The organism is Pseudarthrobacter sp. NPDC055928 (genome assembly GCF_042270935.1).
Taxonomy (GTDB): Bacteria; Actinomycetota; Actinomycetes; order Actinomycetales; family Micrococcaceae; genus Arthrobacter.
In genome coordinates, this window is the sequence record NZ_JBHJZH010000002.1 from 134,113 (window position 1) to 148,280 (window position 14,168).

At 66.1% G+C, this 14,168-nt stretch carries 13 protein-coding genes; 3 read left to right on the forward strand and 10 right to left on the reverse strand.

Translation table 11 applies throughout. From position 1 onward, the window contains the following. Positions 1 to 78: 78 nt before the first annotated feature. Together ACFC25_RS03720 and ACFC25_RS03725 are read left to right on the forward strand one after the other, a co-directional pair. Complete coding sequence (locus tag ACFC25_RS03720) at positions 79 to 1,407, forward strand: nicotinate phosphoribosyltransferase (RefSeq protein WP_337345872.1); 1,329 nt, start codon at positions 79 to 81, stop codon at positions 1,405 to 1,407. After that, positions 1,407 to 2,042 carry an isochorismatase family protein gene (locus ACFC25_RS03725; RefSeq protein WP_376044087.1) on the forward strand — a complete coding sequence of 212 codons (636 nt, stop codon included), beginning with the start codon at positions 1,407 to 1,409 and terminating at the stop codon, positions 2,040 to 2,042. The genes ACFC25_RS03720 and ACFC25_RS03725 overlap by 1 nt, the downstream gene beginning before the upstream one ends. 86 nt (positions 2,043 to 2,128) lie before the next feature. On the opposite strand, the gene ACFC25_RS03730 is transcribed toward ACFC25_RS03725, so the two are convergent. The 8 genes from ACFC25_RS03730 to ACFC25_RS03765 all read right to left on the reverse strand — a co-directional run bounded on the left by ACFC25_RS03730 (position 2,129) and on the right by ACFC25_RS03765 (position 11,429). Next, the gene (locus tag ACFC25_RS03730; RefSeq protein WP_337345870.1) at positions 2,129 to 3,913 is read right to left on the reverse strand and encodes a DEAD/DEAH box helicase; all 1,785 of its coding nucleotides are present in this window, start codon (positions 3,911 to 3,913) and stop codon (positions 2,129 to 2,131) included. After that, a complete protein-coding gene (locus ACFC25_RS03735; RefSeq protein WP_066292415.1) occupies positions 3,913 to 4,254 on the reverse strand; it encodes a DUF3039 domain-containing protein in 342 nt (113 codons plus the stop codon). The genes ACFC25_RS03730 and ACFC25_RS03735 overlap by 1 nt, the downstream gene beginning before the upstream one ends. A gap of 67 nt (positions 4,255 to 4,321) precedes the next feature. Then, on the reverse strand, positions 4,322 to 5,104 hold the full coding sequence (gene nagB, locus ACFC25_RS03740; protein ID WP_337345869.1) for a glucosamine-6-phosphate deaminase: 783 nt from the start codon (positions 5,102 to 5,104) through the stop codon (positions 4,322 to 4,324). A gap of 30 nt (positions 5,105 to 5,134) precedes the next feature. Further along, positions 5,135 to 6,706 carry a transporter gene (locus tag ACFC25_RS03745; protein WP_376044089.1) on the reverse strand — a complete coding sequence of 524 codons (1,572 nt, stop codon included), beginning with the start codon at positions 6,704 to 6,706 and terminating at the stop codon, positions 5,135 to 5,137. Beyond that, entirely contained in the window at positions 6,688 to 7,482 is a 795-nt protein-coding gene (locus tag ACFC25_RS03750; protein WP_337345867.1) for an ABC transporter ATP-binding protein, read from the reverse strand. The genes ACFC25_RS03745 and ACFC25_RS03750 overlap by 19 nt, the downstream gene beginning before the upstream one ends. Positions 7,483 to 7,554: 72 nt before the next feature. Further along, complete coding sequence (locus ACFC25_RS03755; protein ID WP_376044091.1) at positions 7,555 to 8,652, reverse strand: NADH:flavin oxidoreductase/NADH oxidase; 1,098 nt, start codon at positions 8,650 to 8,652, stop codon at positions 7,555 to 7,557. Then, positions 8,652 to 9,659 carry a co-chaperone YbbN gene (locus ACFC25_RS03760; protein ID WP_376044093.1) on the reverse strand — a complete coding sequence of 336 codons (1,008 nt, stop codon included), beginning with the start codon at positions 9,657 to 9,659 and terminating at the stop codon, positions 8,652 to 8,654. Before ACFC25_RS03760 ends, ACFC25_RS03755 begins: the two co-directional genes overlap by 1 nt. Before the next feature lie 69 nt (positions 9,660 to 9,728). Continuing rightward, positions 9,729 to 11,429, reverse strand: coding sequence for a hypothetical protein (locus ACFC25_RS03765; protein ID WP_376044094.1), 1,701 nt, complete (start codon positions 11,427 to 11,429; stop codon positions 9,729 to 9,731). A 207-nt stretch (positions 11,430 to 11,636) separates the two neighbouring features. Here ACFC25_RS03765 and ACFC25_RS03770 point away from each other — a divergent pair, with 207 nt between their 5' ends. Continuing rightward, a complete protein-coding gene (locus ACFC25_RS03770) occupies positions 11,637 to 12,944 on the forward strand; it encodes an AI-2E family transporter (RefSeq protein WP_376044095.1) in 1,308 nt (435 codons plus the stop codon). Here the strand turns inward: ACFC25_RS03770 and ACFC25_RS03775 are convergent. Both ACFC25_RS03775 and ACFC25_RS03780 read right to left on the reverse strand, forming a co-directional pair. After that, the gene (locus tag ACFC25_RS03775; RefSeq protein WP_337345863.1) at positions 12,941 to 13,741 is read right to left on the reverse strand and encodes an alpha/beta fold hydrolase; all 801 of its coding nucleotides are present in this window, start codon (positions 13,739 to 13,741) and stop codon (positions 12,941 to 12,943) included. The genes ACFC25_RS03770 and ACFC25_RS03775 overlap by 4 nt on opposite strands. A gap of 67 nt (positions 13,742 to 13,808) precedes the next feature. Next, positions 13,809 to 14,153, reverse strand: a complete 345-nt coding sequence (locus tag ACFC25_RS03780; protein WP_337345862.1) for an ATP/GTP-binding protein — start codon at positions 14,151 to 14,153, stop codon at positions 13,809 to 13,811. Positions 14,154 to 14,168: the final 15 nt, after the last annotated feature.

Here is a 14,168-nt window from a genome sequence, read left to right on the forward strand (position 1 = left end):
GGTGGGCCCACGCCGGCGAGGGCCCCGCGGCGAAGCGAAGCGAGACGTTGGGAGCCGGTGGGGACTAGAGTGAATTTTGTGAGTACCTCTGCCGGCTGGGACCATCCCCGCACGTCCTTTTACACAGACCACTACGAACTGACCATGCTGCAGGCGTCGCTCCATTCCGGCGCCGCGCACCGCCGGTCGGTCTTCGAGGCCTTCGCACGGCGGTTGCCGGACGGCCGCCGCTACGGGATTGTGGCGGGCACGGGCAGGCTCCTGGAAGGGCTCGCTGACTTCCGGTTCGGCGAGGCGGAACTGGATTTCCTCGGCCGGACCGGCGTGGTCAACCAGGACACGCTAGACTACCTGGCGAACTACCGCTTCTCCGGGGACATCTGGGGCTACCCGGAGGGCGAGGCCTACTTCCCCAACTCGCCCATCCTGATCGTCGAGTCAACGTTCGCCGAAGCCTGCATGCTGGAGACTTACCTGCTTTCCGTCCTGAACCACGACAGCGCCATCGCCTCCGCAGCCTCCCGCATGATCACTGCGGCCGGCAACCGGCCCTGCATCGAGATGGGATCCCGCCGCACGCACGAGGAATCCGCCGCGGCCGCCGCACGCGCCGCCGTCATCGCCGGGTTCGACAGCACGTCCAACCTCGAAGCCGGGATCCGCTACGGCATCAAGACCGTGGGCACCGCCGCGCATTCGTTCACGCTCCTGCATGACACCGAAAGGGAGGCCTTCGAGGCGCAAATCGCCTCCCTGGGGCCGGCCACCTCGCTGCTGGTGGATACGTACGACGTCGAAGCGGCAGTCCGTGCCGCCGTCGAGCTGGCAGGGCCCCGGCTGGGTGCGGTGCGGCTGGATTCCGGCGACCTCGTCGCGCAGGCACAATGGGTCAGGCAGCTGCTGGACGAACTCGGCAACGAGGACACCAAGATCGTGGTGACCTCGGACCTGGACGAGTTCGCCATCGCCGCACTGCAGTCCGCGCCTGTCGACTCGTATGGCGTGGGCACGTCACTGGTCACTGGCTCAGGCGCACCCACTGCCAGCATGGTCTACAAGCTCGTCAGCCGCACCGACGACGACGGCAACTTCGTCTCGGTGGCGAAGGCTGCCAAGAACAAGACCAGCATGGGCGGGCGCAAGTACGCCCTGCGGAAGCTCAATGAGCACGGAATCGCCACCCAGGAAATAGTAGGAATCGGACACCGACCCGAGGACGACGGCAACGACCGGCCCCTGCTCCAGCAGTTCATGAAGAACGGCGAACTCCTTCCGGGCTGGACCGGGCACGAAGGCGTTCTTCGCGCCCGGCAGCGGCACGCGGACACCATGGCCGAACTTCCACCCGTGGTCAACCGGCTGCAGCGCGGCGAAGCCGCCATTCCCACCATCTACGAGGAGTACTGATGTCACGCGCCTTGATCATTGTCGACGTCCAGAACGATTTCTGTGAAGGCGGTTCACTGGCTGTGGCCGGCGGCGCGGAGGTAGCCGCGGCAATCAGCGATTACGTGGACGCACATCACCTTGAGTTCGACCACATCGTCGCCACGCAGGACTGGCACATCGATCCCGGTGCCCATTTCTCCGAGGAGCCCGACTTCAAGGACAGCTGGCCGCCGCACTGCGTTGCGGGGACCAAAGGGGCAGAACTCCATCCGGACCTGGACACCGAATACATCCAGGCCTATTTCCAGAAGGGCCAATTCGCAGCAGCGTACTCGGGATTCGAAGGGCTCCTGGCGCCCGAGGACGCAGTGCCCACCGGGGACCGCCAGCCCGGGTCCCTCTCCGCCGGTGATCCCGAAAGCTACGCCGCAGCCGACGACGCCATCGGGCTTGATGACTGGCTCCAAAGCCATGATGTCGAGGACGTGGTGGTTGTGGGGATCGCCACGGACTACTGCGTCATGGCAACCTCCCTCGATGCGGTCCAAGCGGGCTACTCGGTAACGGTCATCCGCTCCCTCACCGCCGGAATCGCGGAAGACCTCGACGACGCCGTGGCCGAAATGGAGCTCGGGGGCGTAGACGTCGCCTGATTGCAGGGCGGGCACCTGCAGGAGTGGCCCGGTGCTCTGCACCGGGCCACTCCTCTCTTTACGTCACGACAGCTCCAAACGGGCTGCTATTTCCTGCCGATAAACCAGTCCTGGAGCTTCCGCAGCCTTGACTGCAGCTGTTCCTCGTTCGCCTGGGCCACCGGGGGTCCGCCGCACACCGTCCGCAGCTTGGTGTGCACCACACCGTGCGGGGTTCCGGTCCGCGCGGACCAGGCCGCCACGTTCTTGGCCAGTTCGTTGCGCAGGTCCATGAGCATCCTGTGGTCCGGGATCGCAGGAGCGGTCGGCGCCTGTTCGGCCGCCGGTGAGCGCCGGTTCTTCCGGTTGAGCTGGTCGTGCTGGCGCTGCCGGAGCAACGTGCCCACCTGCTCGGCGTCAAGTAGCCCCGGGATGCCGAGGAAGTCCAGCTCATCCTCCGAGCCCACTTCTCCCCCGGTGCCGAACTCGCCGCCGTCGAACAGGACACGGTCAAACGAGGCCTGCGAATCGAGGGCCTCGAACTTGCCCTTGGTCAGGCTGTCCGACGCTTTGTCCTCCCGATTCGCTTCCGCCATCAGGGAATCCTCGGGATTGAACAGCCCGTCGGCGTCCTCCTTCTCGGGGCGGTCAAGTGCGTGGTCGCGCTCGGCCTCCATCGAGTTTGCCAACGCCATCAGCTGCGGCACGGACGGCAGGAAGACCGATGCCGTCTCACCCCGTTTCCGGGCACGCACAAAGCGTCCCACAGCCTGGGCGAAGAACAGCGGAGTGGATGTAGACGTTGCGTACACCCCCACTGACAACCGGGGAACGTCAACGCCTTCGGATACCATCCGGACGGCGACCATCCACCGTTTCTCGCTGGCCGTGAATTCCTCGATCTTGCTGGAGGCTTTGGCGTCGTCGGACAGGATCACCGTGGGCGACTCGCCGGTGATCCGCTTCAGCTGCCCGGCGTATGCCCTGGCGTCCTCGTGGTCGGTGGCGATGACCAGGCCGCCGGCGTCCGGGACCGTACGACGCACCTCGCTGAGGCGTTTGTCCGCTCCGGCAAGGACAGCCGGGATCCATTCTCCGGCCGGATTCAGCGCCGTCCGCCACGCATGGGAAGTAATATCCTTCGTGACCGCAGCCTCGCCAAGCGAAGCCGCCATCTCCTCCCCGGCGCTGGTGCGCCAGCGCATCTGGCCGGAGTACGCCATGAACATTACGGGACGGACCACGTGGTCCCGCAGGGCGTTGCCGTAGCCATAGGTGTAATCCGCTTTGGAGCGGCGGATGCCGTCCCGGTCCTGCGCGTATTCCACAAAAGGGATGGGCGACGTATCCGAGCGGAACGGGGTACCCGTCAGCGATAGCCGCCGGGCAGCGGGATCGAACGCCTCGCGCAGCCCATCGCCCCAGGACAGGGCCTCGCCGCCATGGTGGATCTCATCGAGGATCACCAGGGTGCGGGCGGCCTCCGTCTTGGCCCGGTGCAGCATAGGTTTGCTGGCCACCTGGGCATAGGTGACGGCGACTCCGATGAACCCGCGGCCGTGCTGGCCATCGGAGTTCTTAAAATTGGGGTCGATGGCGATGCCTACTTTGGCAGCGGCGTCGGCCCACTGCCGTTTCAGGTGGTCGGTGGGCGCAACAATCGTGACACGGTTGACCGTCCCGGATTCGATGAGCATGGACGCCACACGCAGCGCGAAGGTGGTCTTTCCTGCCCCGGGGGTGGCTACCGCCAGGAAATCCCGGGGGCCGGTGGTGAAGTAGAGGTCCAGGGCTTCCTGTTGCCAGGCACGGAGTTTTGGGGCGGTTCCCCAGGCTGCACGTTCCGGATAAGCCGGGGGCAGGGTGGGGCCGCCAAAGAGCGTCTCCGTCACTACTTGTTGTTGCCCGAGTCCCCTCCGGGACCCTTGCCGCCGTCGTTGCCCGGGCGGAGGCCTTCATAAACCTCTTTGCACATGGGGCATACCGGGAACTTCTGCGGATCCCGGCCCGGCGTCCACACCTTGCCGCAGAGGGCAATGACGGGCTCACCCGTCAGCGCGGATTCCATGATCTTTTCTTTGCGCACGTAATGCGAGAAGCGTTCCCGGTCACCGGGCTCAACTTCCTGGCGCAGTTCCTCGCGCTCAATAGTGGCCGTGGACGTTCCAGCCCCGGAAAGCTCGCGCATCGGGTCGTTTTCGAGAGGGTCCGTCATGCTAGTCATGGCATCCATCTTAGCCGTTCCGGGAGAGTGGCGTCCGACGGCGGGAGGACCGTTTCGCTTCTCACGGCCCCTGCGCCTATAGCCCCTGCCAGGCGGGTTTGTTGTCGTAAGTGTGCCGGTAGAAATCAGCGAGTTTCAGCGACGACGCTGCCGCCTCGTCCAGCAGGATGGTGGCATGCGGGTGGAATTGCAGGATCGAGGCCGCGCAGATGGCGGCGACAGGCCCTTCCACAAAGTCACGGACAGCCTGGGCTTTCTGCGCTCCCGTGGCGATGAGGATAACGTGCTTAGCCTCAAGGATGGTGCCCAGCCCCTGCGTCACCACGTGGTGCGGCACCTCTGCGAGGCTGTTGAAGAACCTGGCGTTGTCCCGGCGCGTCTGCTCGATCAAGCTCTTGATCCGGGTCCGGGACGCGAACGACGAGCCCGGCTCATTAAAGCCGATGTGGCCGTCCGTGCCAACGCCCAGAAGCTGCAGGTCCACTCCCCCCATGGACCGCATCTGGTCCTCATAGGCCTCGCAGGCAGCCGGAAGGTCCTCGGCGGCACCATCCGGAGTGTGCACGTTCTCCGGGAGGATATTCACCCGGTTGGTGAACTCGCGCCTGACCACCTCGCGATAAGACTCCGGGTGCCCGGGCTCCAGGCCAACGTATTCGTCCAGCGCAAACGCGTGCGCCGCGCTGAAGTCCAGCCCGTCACGCTCGTGCCGTGCCGCCAGTTCGTCATAGACGGGAAGGGGCGAGGAGCCCGTGGCAAGCCCCAGAACCGCGGCGGGCTTTCGACGCAGCAGCGCTTCGACGGCGTCTGCTGCCAGTTTCCCGATCTGTTTGCTGCCTGGAAGGATGACAACTTCCACTCGGGGCCACCTTTCTGGAGTTCTGCGGATTCAGCGGTTAACGGTCAGCTGGGCCAGCAGTTCGGGTCCGCGGGCGTCAAGCCACTTGCCGCCCAGCCGGATCCCTGCCCCAAACAGCGCCAGCCCCAGCATCAGTCCGACGGCCAGGTTCGCCCACCCGAAGGCAGGGTTGCCAGTGACAAGCTGCGCGATGAACAGCCCCACCTCAGGCAGGACCAGCAGGCTCAGGACTCCCATCCCTACGAACTGCACCGCCAGGGTCTGGCCCACATTGCCAGGGGGCTTCTTGAACGGGCTGTCCCCGGGCAACGGCACGGCCACCGTGTAGCGTGCCGAGACCACGGACGATAAGCCCAGCCCGGTGAACAGGATGCCCAGGCTGAGGCCCAGCTGGGCCGGGAGTGCATCCCAGCTGCCCGTGAAGAAGCACTGGCCCACGGCGAAGATCAGCACCACCGGCAGGGCGAAGGTGAGGCAGGCGAGCGCCCTGCCGAGCCGGTCATCGGTTCCCTTCACACCGGTGGCCAGGTGCAGGGCGAAAGCCGTGTTGTCGTAGGAGACATCCGCCGAGATGGACCACGCCAGCAAGAATGCGGCCAAAGGCGCTGCCAGCGCCAGGGTGGCATAGTCACCGCTTTGGCTGCCTTGGAAGACGAGGAGGATGGGCAGCAGCGGAACCACAACAAGTGAACCTGAGTAACGGGGATCGCGCAGCCAGTACGTCAACGCCCTCGCCGTGACGGCACCGGCAGGAGTGGCCGGCAGCAGGCCAAGCAAGCCAAGCTTTCCGCCTTTCCGGCTCCCGCTTCCGGCATAGGGCGGATTGACGAGGGCCCGCTCAAGCAAGAGCTTCCAGCACCAGGCGAGGCCAGCGAGTGTTGCCAGGGCGATAAGGAATTTCACCGCCGCCGAACCCGGGTTCCCGGAGGCAACGTCGCCGCCGAGTGACCAGGCAGCCCCCAGGGGCGTCCAGGACAACGTGGCCGCCAACTCCGGCAGGAAGCCCGTAGAGGCGGAGACACCCCTGCTCACGCCCGCCACGATCGGGCCCATCATGATGAGCGGGATCATAAAGACAATGGCGCTGACGTCCTTGAAGCGCCGCGACGACGCAAGGCTGGCGGTTGCCGTGGTCACCACCTTGGACAGGACAATACAGCTGAGGACGCCGACGGCGGCACCCAGCAAGGCGGCGACTGCCGGCAAGGGTCCGCGGGCCCACGTCCACACGGTAGCGAGCGCCACCAGTGCAGTGGCGAGGCCGGGAATGCCAATCAGCCCGCCAAGTGCCAGGCCGGTCAGGAGCTGCCGCATGGGGATGGCGGACGTGGTGAAGCGGGCAGGATCCAGGGTCAGGTCCGCAGCGGACGCGGCCAGGGGGATAATGGCCCATCCCACAAGGGCCGCCGAGCCGCCGAGCACCACCACGGTCTGGGCCAGCTCCGGGTCCGCGCCGCGCAAAAGGACCAGCGCCACCACCAGGGCGCCCACGAGCCCCAGCGCGTACAGCCCGCCGATGGCCATGCCCACCAGCTGCCAGGGACTGCGCCGGAGGCCATTGCGGAGCAGGGTCAGCTTCAGCCTTAGAAGGTGCGCAACCATTCCAGGCCTTCCGTGTGGTTGCGGCCGCCAACGAGCTGGACAAACCTCTCTTCCAGGGAGGCGCCGGCCCGGACCTCGTCCACCGTCCCGGCAGCGAGCAGCCGGCCCCCGGCTACCACAGCGACGTGGTCGCACATGCGCTGCACCAGGTCCATGACGTGGCTTGAGACAATCACCGTCCCGCCGGAGGCGACGTAACGGTCCAGGATGGCGCGGATGTTTGAGGCCGATACAGGATCTACTGATTCGAAAGGCTCGTCCAGCACCAGCACCCGGGGCGCATGGATCAAAGCCGAGGCAAGGGCAATTTTCTTCGTCATGCCTGCCGAGTAGTCCACCACCAGGGTGCCCGCGTCCTGGCCAAGGTCCAGGGCAGACAACAGCTCGCCCACGCGGGCGGACACCACGTCTTTCTCCATTCCGCGCAGCAGCCCGGCATAGGTGACCAGTTGCTCTCCGGTGAGCCGGTCAAAGAGGCGCACTCCGTCGGGCAGGATGCCCATCAGCTTCTTCGCCTCCAGCGGCCTGGTCCAGACGTCCACGCCATGGACCACCGCGGTGCCGAAGTCCGGCCGCAACAGGCCGGTGGCCATCGACAGGGTAGTGGTCTTCCCGGCACCGTTGGGTCCCACGATGCCAAAGAATGAGCCGGCCGGGACGTCGAGGCTGATACCGTCAACGGCGATTTTTCCGCCGAAACGCTTGGCGAGCCCGCGGATGGACAGGGCGGGAACCGGGCCGGCGTGCACCACCGGATCAGGATGCGGAGCAGTCATAAAGCCAGAGTAGCCCTACGGTCCCGTGTGGGGGGTCCTCCCGCAGGAGTAGGGACAAAGGAGTAGGGCCGCCTAAAAGGAATGCCGCGGCACGGCACGTTCATATTGCGGGGCCCAGGCCAGATCATGCCCCAGTTCGAAGGCTGCCCGGAGCCACCAATGCGGGTCCCGCAGCGCGGCACGGGCGATGAACACACCGTCAGCCTGTCCGGTGGCGACGGCGTGCTCGGCCTGGCCGGGCGAGGTCAGCAGGCCCACGGTGCCGGTGGGTACCCGGGTTTCCCGTCGGATCCGTGCGGAGAAGCCGGTCTGGTATCCGGGTCCCGGCTGGATCTGCTGGTGGGCCACCGCTCCCCCGCTGGAGACGTCGATGAGGTCAACACCGTGTTCATGGGCCTGCGCAGCCAGGCGGACGGAGGCCTCTATGTCGATGCCACCCTCCGCCCAGTCAGTAGCGGAGATTCTCAGCAGCAGTGGCATGGACTCCGGCATGACTTTCCGGACGGCGTCGACCACGGCGAGCACGAGGCGGTTCCGCCCAGCTTCATCCCCGCCCCAGGAGTCGGTCCGCGTGTTCGTCAGCGGGCTCTGGAACTGGTGCAGGAGGTAGCCATGTGCCCCGTGCAGTTCCAGGGTGTCAAAACCGGCATCGACGGCCCGGATGGCGGCGGCAGTGAAGTCGCTGATCACCCCCTGGATCTGTTCCTCGGTCATCTCGACGGGTTCGGCATAGCCGTCAAAGGCCGACGGCGACGGGCCCACTGTGGCCCAGCCGCCGTCGGACTCCGGCACGCTGCCGCGCTGGCCCGAAAACGGCCAGTACGTGGATGCCTTCCGCCCGGCGTGGGCCAACTGGGCGCCAATCTTCGGCTCCGCGGCGCCGTGGCGGTGCACAAAGTCCGTGATCCGTTGCCAGGCCTCGGCCTGTTCGTCGTTGTACAGTCCGGCATCCCGCGGGCTGATGCGCCCCTCGGCATTGACGGCCGCCGCCTCCGTGAGGATGAGGGCAGCGCCGCCGGCGGCGAAGGACCCCAAATGCATCAGATGCCAGTCGTTGGGGACTCCGGGGGCGCCGTCGGGTTCGCAGCTGTACTGGCACATGGGTGACACCCAGCCGCGGTGCGTCAGCTCCAGGGAGCGCAGCCTCAGCGGCCGGAACAGCGCCGACACTAGAACAGCACCCGGGCCAGGTTCTGCCTCGCCTTCGCCACGCGTTCGTCGGTGGTGCCCACAACGTCGAAAAGTTCCAGGAGGCGGACACGGGCCGTTTCCCGTTCGGGGCCGAAGTTCCTCCCGATGAAGCTGACCACGCGGTTGAGGCCGTCTTCGACGTGGCCGCCGGCAACGTCCAGGTCCGCAACGGCGAGCTGGGCGTCAAGGTTATCGGGCTCCTCGGCTGCCTGGGTCCGCAGCGCCTCGGTGTCCTGGGCGGACAGCGGCTGCAGCCTGGCCATCATTTCCACCTGAGCCAGGCCGGCCTTGGCCTCTGCGTCTGCTGGCATTTCCAGCAGCGCCTGGCGGTAGGCGGCGGCCGCTGCCTGATAATCGCCCTCCTCGATGGCGTCGTAGGCGGCCTGGTGCAGCGGGGGAAGCGGCGCGGGTTCGGCGTCCGCGGGTGCTCCATTGCCCAGGCTGCCGGTGACGCCATTGGCGGCCGCGACTTTCAGCAGTTCATCCAGCAGCGCCCTTACCTGTGCCTCGTCCGCGCCGCCTTGGAACAGCGGGACCGGCTGGCCTTTGAGCACGGCAACGGCGGTAGGAACTGCCTGCACCTGGAAGGCCTGTGCGAGCTGCGGAAAAGCATCGATGTCGGCTGTGCCCAGAACCAGGCGGCCGCCATAGCTGTTGACGACTCGTTCGAGCGTGTCCAGCATTCCGGCAGATTCCGGTGAGTAGGCGGCCCAGAGGGCGAAGACCACCGGCACCCTGGTGGAGAGCTCCACCAGGTCCTGGAAGTTTCCTTCTGTGACATTGACCCGCAGCGGTGCCGGGCCGGCCTCGGAGGTTCCGGCGGCGTCCCCGGAAAGGGGCGGATTACCCGGCGCATTGCCGGGCACGTTTCCGGGACCGGGAGCCGGCGCCTGGCGTTGTTTCAGTGCGGAAAGGTCGACGGCGCCTCGCAGGTTAAGCAGGCTGGCAGCGGCTGGAGGGACTGGGCGGGAAGCTGGCGAACTCATGCTTTCCACTCTAGCCACTCCGGCCGCTGCCGGGGGTAATGCACAGCGGGCTTGTGCCCTGCTGCCTGCCTACTTGAAACTTGCTCCGACCAGTCCACGGGTGGCGGCAACGAGCTTGATGGGGTCCGTTGAGCCGGTCGGCGGGACATAGACGGCCATGGACTCAGCAAAGTTCAGCACCATGCCGGTGGTGGTTTCCTTGCCTCCGGCGAGCGCCGCTGCGTCGTCACCGATGGTGAGCTTGTCGCCGGAAGCCTTGGGAGTGCCGTCGAACGCGAAGTTCAACCGACCCAAAACCAGGGCACCGCCGTCGGCCGTTCGGAACACCACTGTGCTTTCCGGCACGACTTTGTGGGTGAAGGAGAAGTTGCCGTTCTCACCGGACTTGACCACTTCAGCCTGGTAGGAGAGTGTGTCGGCGATGTACGGCGAGGACTCACCTTCCACCAGCTTGTCCTTGAAGCTCGAGTCAGGGGAGCTGAGGCGGTCTGCCAGGCCCGCGAGGGCCTCCTCCCCGCTGTACAGCAGGCCGGTCTTGTCGTTCGGAGCCAGGGTCTCCGTGCCACTCCTGCCGATGGACGGGAACGTGGTCCCCGGCTGCAGCGGGGTGGTTTCCACGAGCTTGTAGTTCTCCCGCGGTGACGGCTGTACCAGGGTCAGCAGCTGGGGCACCACGTTGCCGTCGCCCTGGGTCACGGCCAGGACCTGGCGCGGCCAGTCACGCTTGCTAGTGACAACGGTGGTGAGCAGCTTCGTGGAGCGAACGGGCATCCGTGCCTCGTAGGCACCCACCTGGGAGCGGATCTTGTAGTTCTGGGTCCGTACTTCCAGCTCGGTTCCCGCGACGCGATCGGCCAGCTTGCCGGCGTCCTTGGCGGCGTCGCCGGCGTCAGTGGCACTGGAGACCTGCTCCAGGATGCGGCGGAACTGCGCGTCCAGGAGGACACGCGAGGATGGAGCGGCCGCTTCGGAGGCGGAAGCTGTGGGCTCCGATGAAGGCGCAGGAGTTGTGGTTGCGTTGGCGGCCGCGCCCGTTCCGGCTACGACGGCTGCCGTGACAGCTGCTGTGACCATGCCTGCACTCACCATGCCCAGGCGGGCCGTGGAGCGTGTCTCGGCCTTGGCGCGGGCCCGCTGGGCGAACAGGCTTCCCTGGCCGGTGCCGTCGCCGTTCCGGGTTCGTGCAGAAAGGATAGCCAACGCAATGCCGGCGAGGATCAGCAGGCCGCCGATGACCATCAGCGGAATGGCCCACGGCGTGGAGATGTCGTTCGGGAACGTCATCGACACTGTGCCCGGGGCAGCCTTCGTGCCGTCAGAGGCCAGCAGCAGCGACCATTCACCGTCTGCGGGAGGGGTCCACGAGTAGTCCAGTTCGCCACTGGCGTTTTCACTGGACACCCACAGGTCTGATCCTGCGGGGTTCGGGGCTGTGGCTTCGCCGTCGGCGTGCTCCACCGTCAGGGACTTGTTGTCTTCGGAGACCCCCGTGACGGTGTTGTGGGCGGCCTGGCCCACCCATGCGTCAACGTCGTCCGGACGGCCGGCAGCGAGGATGAAGTTGCCATCACCCTTGATGTTGATCTTTACCGTGCCGCCGTGAAGCGTGCGGAGGTTCTGGTCAATGACGGTCAACGGCGCCTCGGCGGCATCTGTGGGTACCGAGGCCGTGAAGGTCTCGGACGGAGCCCAGATGGTCTTCTGGCCGATACCGGCCAGAAGTGTCAGGAGGCCGAGCAGCACGAGTGCGACTGCAGTCTTGAAACGCAAAGGAAACACCTATCATCAGCGGGGGTTTGCTTTCAATAGTAACCGTTTTGTTACCAATAGCTCAGTCGGGGGCCTGCCGCGCGCGTCCCAGCCGCTCCTGGACAGGCGATCCTCCCGGCTGTTGACAAGGCTGCTGATAGTGTTTGCGATGATCATCACACCGGCCCGCAGCCGCGGCGCCACGCACGGAACAGGCCCCAAAAAGCAGTGACTGACAAGACGGAAGAATCCCCCGCGGGACAGGAAAATCCACCCGCTGTTCCCGCGCAGCGTACGGGGCCGGAGCGGCCTGTCCTGGTCCGGCGATCAGGCGCCGCGGCTGCCTTGGGATCCGTATTACGAAGGCTCCGCCAGCCGCTGCCCGGTGCGCAGCCCCGGCTCCGCTTTGAGATGCCTCCCGAGTATTCACAGCAGGAAGAGTCTGCCGACTCCGATTCGGTGCAGTCACCTCCGCAGTTTGGCCAGCCAGGTCCACGAATCTCGCCGCAACACCCGCTCTACCTCGGGTTCATGGGCACAGTGGGCGTGGGGCTGGCGCTCCTGGTCTACTGGATCGGCTCCAACACCACCCAACTACTCCTCTGGATAGTCGCCGCCCTCTTCATTGCCCTGGGCCTGGATCCGGTGGTCGGCTGGCTTGAAAGCAGGAAAATTCCGCGCCCTGCCGGCATCCTCGTCTCGGTGTCAGTGCTGGTCACCGCGGTGGTGGGATTCTTTGCCACCCTGATCCCCACCATCGTGGAGCAGGTCACGGAAATCGTCCAACAGGCACCGGTCTGGGTGCGCGATTTTATAGATTCGGACTTCTTCCGAAGCGTGGATGACCAGTTCGGCGTCCGGGACCGCATCGAGGACGAACTGGACAAGTTCGTCAATAACCCCGAGGCCATGGGCGGCATCTTCGGTGGGGTGGTGGGATTCGGCTCAACGGTGGCCAACGGGCTGTTCGGCACCCTGATCGTCCTGGTGCTGAGCCTCTACTTCCTCGCGGCGCTCCCGGCCATGAAGAAGTGGGGCTACCGCCTGGCACCCCGGTCGCGCAGGCCGCGCGTGCAGGCGCTCTCCGAAGAAATCACGCGCTCAGTGGGCAACTACGTCATCGGACAGGCGTGCGTCGCGCTGCTCAATGCCACCTTCGCGTTTGTGGTGATGTCCATCCTGGGCATCCCGTTTGCCGTCCTGCTCGCCTTCGTGGTGGCTCTGCTGGCATTCATCCCGCTGGTGGGCGGACTGATTGCGGCGGTGGTGGTGCTCCTGGTATCGCTGACGGAGGGTTGGCAGACGGCCGCGATTTACGCGATCTGCTACTTCGCCTACCTGCAGTTTGAGGCGTACTTCATCTCGCCCCGCATCATGCAGAAGGCCGTGGCAGTGCCGGGAGCCGTAGCCGTTATTTCCGTGATCGCCGGCGGCAGCGTGCTGGGCATCCTGGGCGCCCTGATAGCAATCCCCACCGCAGCCGCCATCCTCCTGCTGGTCAAGGAGATCTATATCGTCCGCCAGGACAAGCACTAGGCCGCAGCAGTGGCTGCCGGGCCGTTCCATTCCTGAGGCAGGCCTTCCGGGCCGGATCCAGCCTCCGTAACCTCATCCACGATTTCGTTAAGTACCCGCGCGGCGTACTTTTCGCCCACCCAAAGGTGCTTGGCGCCGTCGACCCCCACAACGCGGGCCTGCGGCACCAGCCGGAAGCGGTCCGCCGCGGCCTCGGGCCGCAGATAATCATCGTGTTCGGGCACCAGCACGGTCAGGGGTTTGCCGCTCGCCGCCCAGGCACCCAGGTGGGCATCCGTTGCCCGGTGCAGCGGCGGGGACAGCAGCACTGCCCCTTCGACCTGGGAGGCCACCGGTTCAACTGCGCCGTACATCAGTGCGAGTTCGGTGCCGAAGGACCAGCCCACCAGCCAGCGGTTCGGGAGCTGGCGTTCGACGGCGAAGCGGACGGCCGCCTCGACGTCGAACCTCTCGCCGATCCCCTCCTCGAAGGCTCCCTCGCTGGTGCCGCGGGGAGAAGAGGTTCCGCGCGTATTGAACCGCAGCACCGCTACGCCCGCCAGTGCCGGAAGCCTGTACGACGCTTTCCGGTACACGTGGGAGTCCATGAACCCCCCGTGCGTGGGCAGTGGGTGAAGCGTGATCAACGTCGCGGTAATCTCTCCGGACTCGGGCAGCGCCAGTTCCCCCACCAGGGTGTGGCCGTCTTCGGTGCGCAGCTCAACGTTTTCGCGCCTCGCGGGGAGAACGGTGGAGGCACGAATGGGTGCAGGGCCAACAGGAACGGTGAACTCGTACGACGCCGGATCAAAAGTCATGCCTGCCAGCTTAGCGACTTTGCGCTGCCGGGATTGTCCCTTGGCGGTCACCGGTTTACCGGTCTGCTCAGCGGTACCGGTAGCTGCGTGACATCCAGCAGTTCGTGTGCCAGTGGCGGCGCTCGGCCAGGCCGGCGGCCGCTCCGAAAAGGTGGTCATCCTTCCACACCACCAGGTGCGCAATCCCGGGCAGTACGGCCGTGGAGCAGCCAGGGCAGACGTACGTCTTTTCCGCGTTGCGGGCCGTCATGGTCCGGACCATCCAGTCGCCGTCGGGGGCGCTTTCGCGGCGGGCAATGCCCGCCCGGGCCCGCTCCAGGTCAAGTTCCGGGACCTCGCCGTTTCCCTTCTTGCCTGCAGCTGCGCCCGGTTTTCCGGAGGCAGGGCGGCGGGGGCGGTTCGAACGCGGCATGCCTCCATTCTGCCC